The sequence below is a fragment of the Streptomyces sp. NPDC026659 genome (genome assembly GCF_040638245.1).
In the GTDB taxonomy this organism is placed as follows: domain Bacteria; phylum Actinomycetota; class Actinomycetes; order Streptomycetales; family Streptomycetaceae; genus Streptomyces.
The window spans coordinates 20,733-36,540 of record NZ_JBEZXY010000005.1; the positions used below are offsets into that span (position 1 = coordinate 20,733).

Consider the following 15,808-nt stretch of genomic DNA (forward strand, 5'->3'; position numbering starts at 1 on the left):
GGTGCGGGGGCTGCCCTAGTCTCGTAGGGCAGCCCCCGCACCCCCCGCATCCCTAGGACCTCATCCGTGGCAGGACGTTTCGCCCCCCGGCCCGTCACGCGCACGACCGTGCGCGGCGGGGAGGTCACCGTGTCCGCCCCGGTGCCCCGGCGGACGAGCGCGCCCCGCACCCGTACGTGGGTGCCGGACGGGCCGCTGGACCTCGGGCTTGTGCTCGGGCCGCTGCGGCGCGGCCCCGCCGATCCGATGTTCCGGGCGGCGCGCGACGGTTCGGTGTGGCGGGCCTGCCGTACGCCCGCCGGTCCGGGCACGCTGCGGGTGTCCGCGCGCGGCGGCGAGGTGTGCGGTGAGGCGTGGGGCCCCGGCGCCGAGTGGCTGCTCGACCGGCTGCCCGAGCTGCTGGGCGCCGCCGACGACCCCGGAGCGTTCGAGCCCCGGCACCGGATCGTGGCCCTGGCCCGGCACCGGCGCCCCGGGCTGCGGCTGACCCGCACCGGTCTGGTGCTGGAGTCGCTGATCCCCTCGGTCCTGGAGCAGAAGGTCACGACCGACGAGGCGTACCGGGCCTGGCGGCTGCTGGTGCGCCGGTTCGGGGAGCCCGCGCCGGGCCCCGCCGGTACGGGTGAGCACCCGATGTGGGTCATGCCCGCACCCCGGACCTGGGCGCTGATCCCCTCCTGGGAGTGGCACCGCGCGGGTGTCGACGACAAGCGTGCCTCGACGGTCCTGCGCGCGGTACGGCTCGCCGCCCGCCTGGAGCAGACGACGGCCCTGTCTCCCGCCGAGGCCCGGACCCGCCTGGAGGTCGTCCCCGGCATCGGTCCCTGGACCTCGGCGGAGGTGGTCCAGCGCAGCCACGGCGCCGCCGACGAGGTGACCGTCGGCGACCTTCACCTTCCGCGCATCGTCGGCTGGGCGCTGGCGGGGGACCGCGATGCCGACGACACGGAGATGCTGCGCCTGCTCGAGCCGTACGCTCCTCAGGGGCAGCGGCATCGGGCGGCTCGGCTGATCCTGCTGAGCGGGAACGTGCCGGCGCGGCGGAAGCCGAAGATGCCGCGGGTGGACATCGGGCGCCTGTGAAGCGAGGGGCACGCTGCGAAGGGGCGCGGGGAACCGCGCGACAAGCCACGACGAACCCGCACCCGTCCCCTACATGTCGGACGAGAACCGCACCGCCCCCGCGGGGAGCTGCGCCCCGCACCACACCCGGACGCCGTCCCGCAGTTCGTTGTCCGCCCCGACCGTCGCCCCGTCGCCGACGACCACCCCGGTGAGCACGGTCCGCTCCCCCACCCGGGCCCGGGTCCCGATGAGCGAGTCGGTGATGACCGCGCCCGCCTCGACGACCGCTCCCGGCAGGATGGCCGAGCCCGAGATCCGGGCTCCCTCCGCGATGTACGCGCCCTCGCCGACCACCGTGCCGCCGGTCAGCTTGGCGTCGGGCGCGACGGTGGCCGTGGGCAGGATCAGGCGGTCGCCGCGTCGGCCGGGGACGGCCGGGGAGGGCGCGCGGCCCAGGACCAGGTCGGCCGAGCCGCGGACGAAGGCGGCCGGGGTGCCGAGGTCGAGCCAGTAGGTGGAGTCGACCATGCCCTGGAGGTGGGCCCCGGCGGCCAGCAGCCCGGGGAAGGTCTCGCGCTCGACCGAGACGGGGCGGTCCGCCGGGATCGCGTCGATGACGGAGCGGCGGAAGACGTAGGCGCCCGCGTTGATCTGGTCGGTGACGATCTCCTCGGGGGTCTGCGGCTTCTCCAGGAAGGCCAGCACGCGCCCGTTCCCGTCGGTGGGGACCAGGCCGTACGCGCGGGGGTCGGTCACCTTGGTCAGGTGCAGGGAGACGTCCGCGCCGGTGGACTCGTGGGTGTCCACCAGCGCGCGGATGTCGAGGCCGGTGAGGATGTCGCCGTTGAAGACGAGCACCGGGTCGTCGGGCCCCGAGCGCAGCCGGGCGGCGACGTTGCGGATCGCGCCGCCGGTGCCGAGGGGTTCCCGCTCGGTGACGTACTCGATGTGCAGGCCGAGGTCGGAGCCGTCGCCGAAGTACGGCTCGAAGACCTCGGCGAGGTAGCTCGTGGCGAGGACGATGTGCTCGACGCCCGCCGCTCTGGCCCGGGCCAGCTGGTGGGTGAGGAACGGCACCCCGGCCGCCGGGACCATGGGCTTGGGCGTGTGCACCGTGAGCGGTCGCAGCCGCGTGCCCTTGCCGCCGACCAGGAGGATCGCTTCTGTCACCTGTCGTCTCTGCTTCCTGCCGGGACCGGCGGAACGTCTCGTTTCGGCCGGCCAGTGTATGCAGACCGTGCGACGGCGCCCCGGGTGGCCGCGCGGTGTACCGCGTGATCGGCGCGCGGTCCTCCCCCGGCCGCACCCGCCGTCCCCACCCGCCCCCCGACGGCACGCTCTTCTCCTTCGGATAGAGGTTGCCACCGCCGGCCGCCGGGCAACCCTTGCGCCACGCCCGCCGGGACACCTGCCAAGGCCCCGCGCGCCCCGCGGGCCGTCCCGGGCGGCGTACTCTTGCGCGGGTGACTGCCACCGATCGCACCCCCGCCGACCTGCTGCGTTCCGCGCTCGCCGCGGACGCGGGCCGCCCCCTGGTGACGTACTACGACGACGCCACGGGCGAACGTGTCGAGTTGTCCGTGGCCACCTTCGCCAACTGGGTGGCCAAGACCGCCAATCTGCTCCAGGGCGAGCTGAACGCCGGACCCGGTGACCGGGTGGCGCTGCTGCTGCCCGCGCACTGGCAGACGGCCGTGTGGCTGCTGGCCTGCGCGTCGGTGGGCGCGGTGGCCGACGTGGACGGCGACGCGGCGGCGGCCGACGTGGTGGTGAGCGGCCCGGACTCGCTGGAGGCCGCGCGGGCGTGCCGGGGCGAGCGGGTGGCCATGGCGCTGCGCCCGCTGGGCGGCCGGTTCCCCGTGGTTCCGGACGGCTTCCTCGACTACGCGGCCGAAGTGCCGGGCCAGGGAGACCGGTTCGCGCCGTTCGCGCCCGTGGACCCGGACGAGCCCGCGCTGATCGTGGCCGGGGCGGAGTCCAGCGCGGCCGAGGTGGTCGAGCGGGCCCGCGCGGACGCGCCCGCGCTGGATCTGACGGGCCCGGGCTCCCGGCTGCTGTCGGGGCTGCGGTACGACACCTGGGCGGGGCTGAGCGCGGGTCTGTACGCCCCGCTGGCCACCGGTGGCTCGGTGGTGCTGTGCCGCAACCTGGACCGCCTGGACGGGGACGCGCTCGCCAAGCGCATCGAGGCCGAACGGGTCACGGCCGCGCGGCACTGACCCGCCGGACCCGACCGCGCCCCACCGGCTCCGTCCTCACCCGTCCGGCGCAGCAAAGGGCGGCCCGGGGCCCGCTTCGCCGCCATGGTCGTAGAAGAGGGATGTGACGCTCGTACGCCATGGATCGGGGTGGACCTGACGTGCCCGACAGCGCAGGCAGGCCACCCGCTTCCGGCCCCGGGTCCTCGGCCACCGGGGACGGGCTGGCCCGGCGGCGCAGGCGCCGGTGGGTCAGGGGTACGGCGCTGGGCTCGGCCGCGCTGCTGCTGGCGGCCGCCGGGGCGGGCTGGGCCGTCTACGCCCGGCTCAGTTCCAACATCACCCCGGACGACGCGGCCGCCCGCGAGCTGGCCCGCTACGAACGCGAGCGGCCCACCGCGCTGGTGAAGGACGCCCAGAACATCCTGCTCATCGGGTCCGACACCCGGGCCGGGGACAACGGCGCGTACGGGCGCGACACGGGCAGCGCGCGCTCCGACACCACGATCCTGCTGCATCTGGCCGCCGACCGGCGCAGCGCCACCGCCGTCTCGCTGCCCCGCGACCTGATGGTGCACGTCCCCGAGTGCGTGGGCGCGGACGGCGGCCGTACCGACCCGGCGTTCGCGATGCTCAACCACGCCTTCCAGCTGGGCGGTTCGGCCTGCACGATCCGTACCGTCGAGGAGCTGACCGGTATCCGCGTGGACCATCACATGGTCGTGGACTTCAGCGGGTTCAAGGAGATGGTGGACGCGGTCGACGGGGTGCGGCTGTGCCTGAAGGAGCCCATCGACGACAAGGCGGCCGGGCTCAGGCTGCCCGCGGGCGCGACGACCCTCGACGGGGAGCAGGCGCTCGGCTACGTGCGCGCCCGCAAGACCCTCGGCGACGGCAGCGACACCGACCGGATGGAGCGCCAGCAGCGTTTCCTCGGCGCGCTGGTGGAGAAGGTGCGCGGCAGCGACGTACTGCTGAATCCGGTGAAGCTCTATCCGGTGCTGGACGCGGCGACCTCCGCGCTCACCACGGACCCGGAACTGGCCAATCTGCGGGGTCTGTACCAGTTGGTGCGCGGGCTGCGCGACATCCCCACCGAACATGTGCAGTTCCTGACGGTCCCTCGCAAGGCATACGTCTACGACTCCAATCGCGACCAGCTCGTGGAGCCGGACGCCGACCGCCTCTTCGCGCGGCTGCGGGCGGACCTGCCCGTCGCGGTGACCAAGGACACTTCACCTGAAAACACCGGTAATACCCATCAGCAAGGCTCCACGAACGACCCTTCCCCGGTGCCGACTTTTCACGGGAACACGGCCGCCGAACGAGCCTGTGAGTAATGCGCGCACCAAAACGGCGAACCTTTGTTCAGGAATATGGGCGGGATTGCCCGGTTGTAGGAACGTGGAATTTGTCACGCGCGTCGCCCGACGCTGAACTGGGCGGATAGTGTGAGCGATCCGATGCACCCGGCCCCGCGGTTCAGGCCCTGAGGCCGTGCGTCGATTCACCGAGACCCGAGCGCCTACGAGGGGGAAGGCGCCGCGTGGCCCCGACGGAGGATTTGGACAACCGTGGACGCGCAAAGCCGTGGGCGGGCGGACAACATCGATCCCGCAGACCAGTGGGTGCTCAATCCGAACACCGGCGAATACGAACTGCGACTAAATCCTTCCGGAGCGCAATCGCCCGTTCCCGGTCCGCGTAGGTCGGCCCGCCGTGACAACGGCGCCGCACCCCCGCGCGGGCGGGGCGACGCGCCGGTCCGGGAGCCCCGCGAGAGCGAGGCGGAGGTGCCGCAGCCGCGCCGCCGCCGGGGGGCCGAGCCCGAGCCGGAGCCCCAGGGACGGCGCGGTGGCCGACGCCCCGCGCAGAAGCCGAAGAAGTCGAAGGCGAAGAAGGTCCTGGCGTGGACCGGCGGCGGCATGGCACTCGTGCTGGTCGCCGTGGGCTCGGCGGGCTACTTCTATGTGAAGCACCTCGCGGGCAACGTCGCCACGACGGACGTCGGCAGCGTGGCCAAGAAGGGCTTCAGCAAGGACGACGCCTTCAACATCCTGATCATCGGCACCGACAAGCGGACGGGCAGCGGCAACGCGGGCTACGGCGACAAGAACAGCGTCGGCCACGCGGACACCAACATCCTGCTGCACGTCGCCAAGGACCGCACGAACGCCACCGCGATGAGCATCCCGCGCGACCTCGTCGTGGACGTGCCGGACTGCGAGAGCGTCCAGAAGGACGGCACCACGAAGATCATCAGCGGCAGCGACCAGGTGCGCTTCAACGAGAGCCTCGGCCAGAAGGGCCGCGACGCGGGCTGCACCATGAAGACCGTGCAGGCCGCCACCGGGATCAGGCCCGACCACTTCATGATGGTCGACTTCAACGCGGTCAAGACGCTGACCTCGGCGGTGGGCGGTGTCGAGGTGTGCCTGGCGCACTCCGTGAACGACCCGAAGTCGCACCTCGACCTGCCCGCGGGGAAGTCGAACATCGAGGGCGAGCAGGCGCTGGCGTTCGTCCGTACCCGGCACAGCTTCGGCAACCACGGCGACCTGGACCGCATCAAGGCGCAGCAGCAGTTCATGGGGTCGCTGATGCGCAAGATGTCCTCCGGCGACACCCTCTCCAACCCGAGCAAGCTGCTGGGCCTGGCGGAGGCCGCCACCAAGGCGCTCACCGTCGACAAGGGCATCGGCTCGGTGGGCACGCTCAAGGACGTGGCGCTGGAGCTGAAGAAGGTACCGCCGAAGAACATCACCTTCCTGACGGTGCCGGTGGTGGACAACCCGGCGGACGGTGCCGTGCACAAGACGGTCATCGTCGACCAGAACCAGGCTCCCCCGGTCTTCGACGCCATCAACAACGATGTCTCCTTCACGGACGTCAAGAAGAAGGAGAAGGCCGCCAAGGACGCCCAAGCCGCCCGTCTCAAGGGCACCCGCTCCACGCCCGCCGAGATCCGGGTGCGCATCTTCAACGGCGGTGCGAAGGGCGGCAGCGCGTCGGCGACCCTGCTGTGGATGCAGACCGAGAAGGGCATCCTGAAGTCGGAGAACGCGGGCAACGCCGATGCCGAGCAGAGCAAGACAACCCTGGAGTACGCGCCCGACCAGGCGCCCCAGGCGCGTGAACTGGCCGCCCTCATGGGCCTGTCGGGCTCCGCGCTCAAGCCGGGCGAGAGCGTGACCAACTCCCAGGGGCTGCCCACGATGACCCTGACCCTCGGCAAGGACTTCAAGGGCGCGGGCGTCTCGATGACCGCTCCGGCGAAGGCGCCGAAGGTCACCAACCAGTCGACGGCCGACAAGGCCGAGTGCGCTTCATAGGTTTCAACTCGTAGGTAACGGTTCGGGCCCGTCGTGCGTCTATAAGGACGCGGGACGGGCCCGTTTGCTTGGCGGGGTACAGGAGGCGGGGAGTTGGCGCAGAGCGGGGTACGGGGGAAGGCCGGTCCGGCGGAGGCGGCGACGGCCGCACCGGACGGCCGGGGCCCTTCGGGGGGCGGCAGACGAGGTGCCCGGCGCGGGCCCAAACGCGGGCGGCGGGGGCTGCGATGGGCGGCGATCGTGCTGGCCCTGGCGATACTCGGGTCGGCTGGCGCCGGCTATCTCTACTATCAGCACCTCAACGACAACATCACCAAGGGCGAGCGAACCAGCGGCGACGACTCCAAGGTGCGCCGCACCCAGCCCGACGCGGCGGGCCGTACCCCGCTGAACATCCTGCTCATCGGCTCCGACGACCGGAACTCCGCCGAGAACGTGAAGCTCGGCGGCAGCAAGGACAACCGGGGCAACCCCCCGCTCGGCGACGTGCAGATGCTCATCCACCTCTCGGCGGACCGCGAGAGCGCCGCCATGGTGAGCATCCCGCGCGACACCCGCGTGGCCATCCCCAAGTGCGTGGACCCCAAGACCAAGCGGGTCTACCCGCCCACCGAGGACATCATCAACACCACACTCGCCCGGGGCGGCGCGGGCTGCACGCTGGCCACCTGGGAGAAGCTGACCGACGTCTTCATCGACCACTGGATGACCATCGACTTCACCGGCGTGGTGCGGATGGCCGACGCCATCGGCGGTGTCGAGGTGTGCGTCAACCAGAACGTCTGGGACCACTCGACGCCCGCCCAGCGCGGCGGCTCGGGACTGAAGCTGACGGCGGGCAAGCACAAGGTCGAGCACGTGCAGGCCCTCCAGTGGCTGCGCACCCGGCACGCCTGGGGCAGCGACGTGATGCGCGCCCGCGCCCAGCACATGTACCTGAACTCGATGATCCGCACGCTCAAGGGCCAGAACGTCTTCACCGACAGCGGGCGGCTGATGGACCTGGCCGAGGCGGCCACCAAGTCCCTGAAGGTCTCCCAGGAGATCGGCACGGTCAAGAAGCTCTACGACCTCGGCACGCAGCTGAAGGCCGTCCCGGCCGACCGCATCACCTCGGTCACCATGCCCAACGTGGAGGACTCGCTCAACAAGGAGCACGTGGTGCCGCAGAAGGCCGAGGCCGACAAGCTGTGGGAGATGCTGCGCGACGACGTGCCGCTGGACAAGAACGGCAAGCCGTCCACGTCCACGTCCAAGCCCCAGCCCGCCAAGACCCCTTCGCTCCAGCCGTCCCGGCTCGGGGTGGCCGTGGTCAACGGCACCGGCAGCTCGTCCCAGGCCGCTGTGCGCGGCCGGGCGGCGGACATCCGCGCGGTCCTGGCCCAGGACGGGTACGACCGGGCGGCGACGGACACCTCGGCCGCGCTGTCCGAGGACGAGACCGTCGTCCGCTACCCGAGCGCCGACCTGGAGGGCGACGCACAGGGTGTCGCCAAGGCGCTCGGCATTCCGCTGAAACAGGTGGAACGGTCCACGGACGTCTCGGGCGTGACGGTGGTCGTCGGCGCGGACTGGCGCACCGGCACCGCGTACCCGAAGAAGGCCGCCCCGAAGGCCGGTGACATCCCCGCCGGTTCCGACGCCATCAACGGCTCGGACACCTCCGCCTGCATGGACGTGTACAAGCCGTACCAGTGGTAGACGTGCACGAGCCCTGCCACTGGTAGGAGACGCGCGAAGGGGCCCCTCCCCGCGAGAGGAGGGGCCCCTTCGCGCGAAGCGTCGTCAGCGGGTTTCGAGCACCGCCGGGCGGCGCACCGATCTTCGAGGTCATCGCGGCGGCGACCGCGTGCTCCCAGTCGTTCTCGCCCTCGGCGTGCATGATGCCGCCGAGGGCGAGAGCATGCCGTGCCCGTCGACCCGGACCACGACGGGGTGCCGGGACTCCTTGATCGCCGCGTTCAGCGCGGCGGGGGTACGGCCGGTCGGGTGGGGAGACGCACGTCGGGCTTGGCGTTCACAGGGGCCTCGCGTTACCGCGAATGGGGGACACCGTTGCGCGCCGCCGGGGCTGCGACGCGGGCTGGAGATCGTATCGGCCTACGGTTCCTACAAACCCCACGTACGGCCCAGCCCGGAGGTGTCCCTTGCCCAGACCGCCTCGGCCCCCCTCCCCCACGGCCAAGGGCGGTGCGGCCGCCCCCGGCCCGCGGCGCCGTCCGCAGCCGCCCGGGCGGGCGCCGCGGGCGGCCCTCGTACGGCGCCGACGGCCGCGCTGGGGCATGCGGGCGGTGACCGCGCTGTCCGTGGTGGTACTCGCCTCCGCCGGGATCGGGCACGCGCTCGTCACCGGGCTCGACTCGGGGATCGCGCGGGTGGACGCCTTCAAGGACATGAAGAACCGGCCCGCCGCGGGTCACGGCATGAACGTCCTGCTGGTCGGCACCGACGGCCGCGACAAGATCACCGAGCGGGAGCGGAAGGCGTACCGGCTGGGCGGGGCGCCCTGTCACTGCACCGACACGATGATGATCGTGCACATCTCGCAGGACCGGGACCGGGCGAGCGTGGTGAGCCTGCCCCGCGACTCCTACGCCGAGGTGCCCGACCACGTCGACCAGAACACCGGTGAGCCGCACCACGCGCACCCCCTCAAGCTGAACGCGGCCTACGCCGAGGGCGGGCCCCAGCTGACCGTGCGCACGGTGGAGGCGATGACCCGCGTGAAGATCGACCACTATCTGGAGGTCGACTTCGCCAGCTTCATGCGGACCGTGGACGTGCTCGGCGGGGTCACCGTCTGCACGCCGACCTCGCTGAAGGACTCGTACACCGGGCTCGACCTCGCGCCGGGCGACCACGACCTCACCGGCGGACAGGCGCTGCAGTACGTGCGCGCCCGGCACGTGGACGGCGCGAGCGACCTGGGGCGGATGCAGCGGCAGCAGCGGTTCATGGCCGCGCTGATCGAGCGGGCGACCTCCTCGGGGGTGCTGCTCAACCCGATGCGGTTCCGGGACGTGGCGCGGGCGGTGCTCGGCTCGGTGCGGGCGGACGCCGGGTTCGGCACGAACGAGCTGCTGGACCTCGGGCGGGCGATGCGGAACTTCTCCCCGTCGTCCTCCGAGTTCACCACCGTGCCGATCGGGCAGATGGGCTACGTCGTCAACGGCATCGGCTCGACCCTGAAGTGGGACAAGGCCAAGGCGGACCGGCTCTTCGCCGCCCTGCGCGAGGACAAGCCGCTGGCCCCGGTCCGCGCGAAGCACGCCCCCGCCGCGACCACCGTCGAGGTCGCGCCCTCCTCGATCCGGGTCCGGGTGGAGAACGGCACCGGCACGGCGGGGCTCGGCAGGAAGCTGGACGCCGCGCTCGCCTCGACCGGCTTCGCGACCACCCGCCAACCGGTCACCGCCGGCCACCCGGTCCCCCGCACGGTCATCACCTACGACCCCCGCTGGGACCGCTCCGCCCGCTCCCTCGCCGTGGCCCTTCCCGGCAGCGAACTCCGCCCGGTCCCCGGCCAGGGTCCGGTCCTGCGGGTGACGGCGGGCCCCGACTTCAAGGACGTACACAGGGTGAAGGGCCCGGACACGGCCCAGCCGGACTCCCCGGTCGTGCACGGGGACGAGGTGGTGTGTCCGGGCAACGCGTAGCCCGCGCGGGGCGGCTTCGGCAGAGGTCTCGGGGCCGAGCCGCCCCCCGAGGGGACCGTCAGTCCTCGATGCCGTCAGTCCTCGATGCCGTCCGCCGCTCGCTGTTCCCGGAGCTCGCGGATGGCGCGGCGGCGGGCCAGGCGGTGGCTGCGGCGGATCTGGGCCTCCTGGTGGCGGCGGCGGTCGCGTTCGGTCTCCGGGATCACCGGGGGGACCGCGCGCGGCTTGCCGTCGGCGTCCACGGCCGTGAAGACCAGGTAGGCCGAGCCGACCTGGGTGGGCGGCGCCGATTCGTTCCAGCGCTCGGCCAGCACGCGGACGCCGATCTCCATGGAGGTCCGGCCGGTCCAGTTGACCTGCGCCTTCACATGGACCAGGTCGCCGACGCGCACCGGCTCCAGGAAGGCCATCTCGTCCATGGACGCGGTGACGGCGGGGCCCCCGGAGTGCCGGCCGGCCACCGCGCCCGCGGCGTCGTCGACCAGTTTCATGATCACCCCGCCGTGCACCGACCCCAGAAGGTTGGTGTCGTTGTGGGTCATGATGTGGCTGAGGGTGGTGCGAGAAGCCGAGGTCGGCTTGCCCGGGATCTCCGGAAGCTCGCTCGGCGGGACCTGGTCTGTCATGTCCCCCACCTTAAGCGGAAGCGGCATTAGCGATATTTGTGTCACCTTCGCAACAGCCCCACTCCGATTTTCCGACAACCCTTGTAAGCCACCTGCCCGCACCCTGCACACTTGGGCCCATGAATGACTGGCCCGAGGGATGGTCCGACGACGAACGCGGCCCCCGCTACGGACGCGGCAGCGCCGGCGCGCAGCCGGAAGGCGCACGCTCGATGCGTCAGGTGGGGCGCGGCCCGGTACCCCCGGGTCAGCGCTCGTACGGCCCCCAAGGCCCCTCCGCGCCCCCGTACGGCGCCGGGGTGCCGCAGCAGCCGTCGTACGTCGACGGCCGGGGCGGCACCGGCTACGACAACGGCTACAACACGGGCCAGGTCTACGGCGGCGGTCCCGGCGGCCCGGCCGCACCCGGCACCCGCGCTCCGCGCCCCGCCCCGAACTGGGGCCGCCGGATCAAGCTGACGACGATCACGGTGCTCAGTGTGCTGATCGTCACGTCGGTCGCCACCTACTTCTGGGCCGACTCCAAGCTGCACCGGGACGTCGACCTGGCCCAGGTGATCGACCGGCCCGCCGAGGGCGAGGGCACCAACTATCTGATCGTCGGCTCCGACAGCCGCAAGGGCATGTCGGACGAGGAGAAGAAGAAGCTGCACACCGGCTCCGCCGAGGGCCAGCGCACCGACTCGATGATGATCCTGCACGTCGGCTCGAACGGCGACACGCTCATATCCCTGCCGCGCGACTCGAACGTCACGATCCCGAGCTTCAAGGGCTCGCAGTCCGGCAAGCTCTACCCGGCCTCCGGCACCACCAAGCTGAACGCGGCCTACGCCAAGGACGGCCCCACGCTCCTGGTCCGCACAGTCGAGTACAACACCGGCCTGCACATCGACCACTACGTGGAGATCGGCTTCGCGGGCTTCGCCAACATCGTGGACGCCGTCGGTGGCGTCGACATGAAGCTCGACCAGGGCTTCAAGGACAAGTACTCCGGCGCCGACTTCCAGGCCGGCGAGCAGACCCTCAACGGCGAGCAGGCCCTCGCCTTCGTCCGCACCCGGCACGCCTTCGCGGCCTCCGACCTCCAGCGCACCAAGAACCAGCAGAAGTTCCTCGCCGCGCTGTCCCACCAGGTGGCCACCCCGTCCACCGTCCTGAACCCCTTCAAGCTCTACCCGACCATGGGCGCGGGCCTGGACTCCCTCACGGTCGACAAGGACATGAGCCTGTGGGACCTCGCCTCCATGTTCTGGGCCATGAAGGGCGTCAGCGGCGGTGACGGCACCTCCCTCAACATGCCCATCTCCGGCTCGGTCGGCGGCAACCTCGTCTGGGACAAGGCGAAGGTCCAGACCCTGGTGAACGAGCTGAAGAACGACGAGAAGGTGACGGTCACGGGCAACTGAGCTCCGGCTCCCGGACGTTGAGCCCCGACCCCGGACATACGGAAGGCGCCTCCCCCGGTCGTACGGGGGAGGCGCCTTCCGTCGTTCACGTCGTCGCGCGTTACGGCAGGTTCCGCGCCATCACGATCCGCTGGACCTGGTTCGTGCCCTCGTAGATCTGGGTGATCTTGGCGTCGCGCATCATGCGCTCGACCGGGTAGTCGCGGGTGTAGCCGTAGCCGCCGAGGAGCTGGACGGCGTCGGTGGTGACCTCCATGGCGACGTCCGAGGCGAAGCACTTGGCGGCGGCGCCCTGGAAGGTGAGGTCCTTGTCGCCGCGCTCGGAGGCGGCCGCGGCCTGGTAGGTCAGGGCGCGGGCGGCGGCGATCTTCATGGCCATGTCGGCGAGCATGAACTGGATGCCCTGGAAGTCGGCGATCGGCTTGCCGAACTGCTTGCGCTCCTGGACGTAGCCCTTGGCGTAATCGAGGGCGCCCTGGGCGACACCGAGGGCCTGGGCGGCGATGGTGATGCGGGTGTGGTCCAGGGTCTTCATGGCCGTCGCGAAGCCCGTGCCCTCCTCGCCGATCATGCGGTCGGCGGGGATGCGGACGTTGTCGAAGTAGACCTCGCGGGTCGGGGAGCCCTTGATGCCGAGCTTCTTCTCCGGGGCGCCGAAGGAGACACCCTCGTCCGACTTCTCGACCACGAAGGCGGAGATGCCCTTCGAGCGCTTCGAGGGGTCGGTGACGGCCATCACCGTGTAGTACTCGGAGACGCCCGCGTTGGTGATCCAGCGCTTCACGCCGTTGAGCACCCAGAAGTCGCCGTCGCGGACGGCCTTGGTCTTCATGCCCGCCGCGTCCGAACCGGCGTCCGGCTCGGAGAGGCAGTACGAGAACATCGCGTCGCCCTTGGCCAGCGGACCCAGGTACTTCTTCTTCAGCTCCTCGGAGCCGGAGAGGATCACCGGGAGCGAGCCCAGCTTGTTCACGGCCGGGATCAGGGAGGAGGAGACGCAGGCGCGGGCCACCTCCTCGATCACGATCACCGTGGCGAGCGCGTCGGCACCGGCGCCGCCGTACTCCTCCGGGACGTGCACGGCGTGCAGGTCGCCGGCCACGAGGGCGTCCAGCGCCTCCTGCGGGAAGCGGGCCTCCTCGTCCACGGCGGCGGCGTACGGCGCGATCTTCGCCTCGACCAGCGAGCGGACGGAGTCGCGGAGCATGTCGTGCTCCTCGGACGGGCGGTACAGGTCGAAGTCAGCCGATCCGGCCACGGTCTCTCACGCTCCAAGGACGCTGTGGTACTGACGCTAATTACCGTTAAGTAACTGCAGTTTAGAGGGCTGCCCGGGGCCCGCATACGTGAGCTTGGCGACAGCTGGAGACCTGCCCGGAGCGGCGCACGACTATGCTCGGGCTCCGCACCATCGACGTACCCCCGGCTGGAGCAGCAATGAGCCTGAAGATCACCGTGATCGGCACCGGCTATCTCGGCGCCACGCACGCCGCGGCCATGGCCGAACTCGGCTTCGAGGTGCTCGGCCTGGACGTGGTGCCGGAGAAGATCGCCCTGCTGGAGCGCGGCGAGACCCCGATGTACGAGCCGGGGCTCGACGAGCTGCTGCGCCGCCATGTCGCGGGCATCGAGGGGTCCACGGGCCGGCTGCGGTTCACGACCGACTTCGCGGAGGTCGCGGAGTTCGGCGATGTGCACTTCCTCTGCGTGAACACCCCGCAGAAGCGCGGCGAGTACGCCTGCGACATGAGTTACGTCGACGCCGCGCTCGCCTCGCTCGCCCCGCATCTGAAGCGCCCGGCGCTGGTCGTCGGCAAGTCCACCGTGCCGGTGGGCTCGGCGGGCCGCCTCGCCGCCTACCTGGCCGAGCACGCGCCCGCGGGCGCCGACGCCGAGCTGGCCTGGAACCCGGAGTTCCTGCGCGAGGGCTTCGCCGTCAAGGACACCCTGCACCCGGACCGGATCGTGGTCGGCGTGCGCGGGGAGCGGGCGGAGAAGCTGCTGCGCGAGGTGTACGCCACGCCGATCGGCGAGGGCACCCCGTTCGTGGTGACCGACTTCCCGACCGCCGAGCTGGTCAAGACGGCGGCGAACTCCTTCCTCGCCACCAAGATCTCCTTCATCAACGCCATGGCGGAGGTGTGCGAGGCCGCCGACGGCGACGTGGCGAAGCTCGCGGAGGCCATCGGCTACGACGAGCGGATCGGCAGCAAGTTCCTGCGCGCCGGGATCGGCTTCGGCGGCGGCTGCCTGCCGAAGGACATCCGCGCCTTCATGGCGCGCGCCGGTGAGCTGGGCGCGGACCAGGCGCTGACCTTCCTGCGCGAGATCGACTCCATCAACATGCGGCGTCGCGGTCAGATGGTCGAGATGACGCGGGAGGCACTCGGGGGCGGCTCGTTCCTCGGCAAGCGGGTCGCGGTGCTCGGCGCCACCTTCAAGCCCGACTCCGACGACGTACGCGACTCGCCCGCGCTGAACGTCGCCGGGCAGATACACCTCCAGGGCGGCCAGGTCACGGTGTACGACCCGAAGGGCATGGACAACGCCCGCAAGGTCTTCCCGACGCTCGGCTACGCGGACTCGGCGCTCGACGCGGTGCGCGGCGCGGACGTCGTCCTGCATCTGACGGAGTGGCGGGAGTTCCGCGAGCTGGACCCGGCGGAGCTGGGCGGGGTCGCGGCGGACCGGGTCCTGCTCGACGGGCGCAACGCGCTCGACGCCGAGCTGTGGCGGCGGGCCGGGTGGACGTACCGGGCGATGGGCCGTCCGACCGCGTAACACCCTCCGGGGGTACGACGGTTCGGCCGCACCGGGGACGCCGGTTCGGCCGAGGCTCAGTCGGCCGAACCGGCGTCTGTGCGCATTGTGCACCACGGGGCGCGAACGTGACCGCACAACCCCCGGGCCCTTACCTGCCCTTGGTGTGCGGGGCGGTGCCGACGGCCTTTTCGGCGCCCCCGGCGCCCTTGGAATCTTTGGCGGTCTCGGCGGTCTCGGCGTCCTTGGCCCGGTAGCGCCGCATCTTCGCGCGGGCCCCGCACACCTGCATCGAGCACCAGCGGCCGCGTCCGGCGGGGCTGCGGTCGTAGTACGCCCAGTGGCAGTCGGGCGCCTCGCACGCCTTGAGCCGCTGCCAGGTGCCCGCGACCAGCGCCTCGGCGACGGCGGCGGCGACGCGGGAGAGCAGCGGGGCGGGGTCGGCGGGAGCGAGGCGGGCGGAGCCGTCGGTGTCATCCACGGCGAGGCGGAGCGGGGCGTGGGCGAGCAGATCGCCCAGCGGAGTCACCGCACGGTGCGGCCGGTGCCCGGCGTGCGCGAGCAGGGCGGCGCGCAGGGACTCGCGCAGCGTACGGGCGTCGGCCACGTCCTCCGGGCCGATCCCGAGGTTCGCGCGGCCCTCCTCGGTGTCGAGCAGGTCGCGGCCGCTCTCGATGTCCAGGCTGTTGACCAGGGACTCCACCAGGACCAGGTTCCCGGGGGCGGCCGATCTGTCACTCATGCTTGCGACGTTACCCCCACTGC

General features: G+C 71.8%; 11 protein-coding genes and 2 pseudogenes. 8 read left to right on the plus strand and 5 right to left on the minus strand.

Annotation, left to right across the window (positions count from 1 at the left end; translation table 11 throughout):
* Positions 1-66 precede the first annotated feature (66 nt).
* A complete protein-coding gene (locus AB0E91_RS14250) occupies positions 67-1,083 on the plus strand; it encodes a DNA-3-methyladenine glycosylase 2 family protein (RefSeq protein ID WP_361780212.1) in 1,017 nt (338 codons plus the stop codon).
* 69 nt (positions 1,084-1,152) lie between these two features.
* Here the strand turns inward: AB0E91_RS14250 and AB0E91_RS14255 are convergent, their stop codons facing one another.
* Entirely contained in the window at positions 1,153-2,235 is a 1,083-nt protein-coding gene (locus AB0E91_RS14255; RefSeq protein WP_361780215.1) for an NDP-sugar synthase, read from the minus strand.
* A 293-nt stretch (positions 2,236-2,528) separates the two neighbouring features.
* Here AB0E91_RS14255 and AB0E91_RS14260 point away from each other — a divergent pair, with 293 nt between their 5' ends.
* The 4 genes from AB0E91_RS14260 (at position 2,529) to AB0E91_RS14275 (ending at position 8,296) form a co-directional block, all read left to right on the plus strand.
* Positions 2,529-3,284 (plus strand): TIGR03089 family protein, encoded by a 756-nt coding sequence (locus AB0E91_RS14260; protein ID WP_361780218.1) that lies wholly within the window; start codon positions 2,529-2,531, stop codon positions 3,282-3,284.
* 119 nt (positions 3,285-3,403) lie between these two features.
* Complete coding sequence (locus AB0E91_RS14265) at positions 3,404-4,603, plus strand: LCP family protein (protein WP_361780221.1); 1,200 nt, start codon at positions 3,404-3,406, stop codon at positions 4,601-4,603.
* Positions 4,604-4,837: 234 nt separating this feature from the next.
* Positions 4,838-6,595, plus strand: a complete 1,758-nt coding sequence (locus AB0E91_RS14270; protein WP_361780224.1) for an LCP family protein — start codon at positions 4,838-4,840, stop codon at positions 6,593-6,595.
* Positions 6,596-6,817: 222 nt separating this feature from the next.
* Positions 6,818-8,296, plus strand: a complete 1,479-nt coding sequence (locus AB0E91_RS14275) for an LCP family protein (protein WP_361781281.1) — start codon at positions 6,818-6,820, stop codon at positions 8,294-8,296.
* Positions 8,297-8,411: 115 nt separating this feature from the next.
* On the opposite strand, the pseudogene AB0E91_RS14280 reads toward AB0E91_RS14275, so the two are convergent.
* Positions 8,412-8,590, minus strand: a pseudogene (locus AB0E91_RS14280) (glycosyltransferase family 2 protein); the annotation flags it as partial.
* 287 nt (positions 8,591-8,877) lie between these two features.
* Here AB0E91_RS14280 and AB0E91_RS14285 point away from each other — a divergent pair.
* A complete protein-coding gene (locus tag AB0E91_RS14285; RefSeq protein WP_361781284.1) occupies positions 8,878-10,251 on the plus strand; it encodes an LCP family protein in 1,374 nt (457 codons plus the stop codon).
* Positions 10,252-10,325: 74 nt separating this feature from the next.
* Here AB0E91_RS14285 and AB0E91_RS14290 read toward each other — a convergent pair whose 3' ends face one another.
* A complete protein-coding gene (locus AB0E91_RS14290; RefSeq protein ID WP_361112067.1) occupies positions 10,326-10,877 on the minus strand; it encodes an acyl-CoA thioesterase in 552 nt (183 codons plus the stop codon).
* A gap of 119 nt (positions 10,878-10,996) precedes the next feature.
* On the opposite strand from AB0E91_RS14290, the gene AB0E91_RS14295 reads away from it, so the two are divergent.
* Positions 10,997-12,283, plus strand: coding sequence for an LCP family protein (locus AB0E91_RS14295; protein ID WP_361780228.1), 1,287 nt, complete (start codon positions 10,997-10,999; stop codon positions 12,281-12,283).
* A 100-nt stretch (positions 12,284-12,383) separates the two neighbouring features.
* On the opposite strand, the gene AB0E91_RS14300 is transcribed toward AB0E91_RS14295, so the two are convergent.
* Positions 12,384-13,541, minus strand: coding sequence for an acyl-CoA dehydrogenase (locus tag AB0E91_RS14300; RefSeq protein WP_361780231.1), 1,158 nt, complete (start codon positions 13,539-13,541; stop codon positions 12,384-12,386).
* A 179-nt stretch (positions 13,542-13,720) separates the two neighbouring features.
* Between AB0E91_RS14300 and AB0E91_RS14305 the strand changes: the two genes are divergently transcribed.
* Complete coding sequence (locus AB0E91_RS14305; protein WP_361780234.1) at positions 13,721-15,064, plus strand: UDP-glucose/GDP-mannose dehydrogenase family protein; 1,344 nt, start codon at positions 13,721-13,723, stop codon at positions 15,062-15,064.
* A 217-nt stretch (positions 15,065-15,281) separates the two neighbouring features.
* Here the strand turns inward: AB0E91_RS14305 and AB0E91_RS14310 are convergent.
* Positions 15,282-15,785: pseudogene (locus tag AB0E91_RS14310) on the minus strand (CGNR zinc finger domain-containing protein); the annotation flags it as partial.
* Between the last annotated feature and the right edge of the window lie 23 nt (positions 15,786-15,808).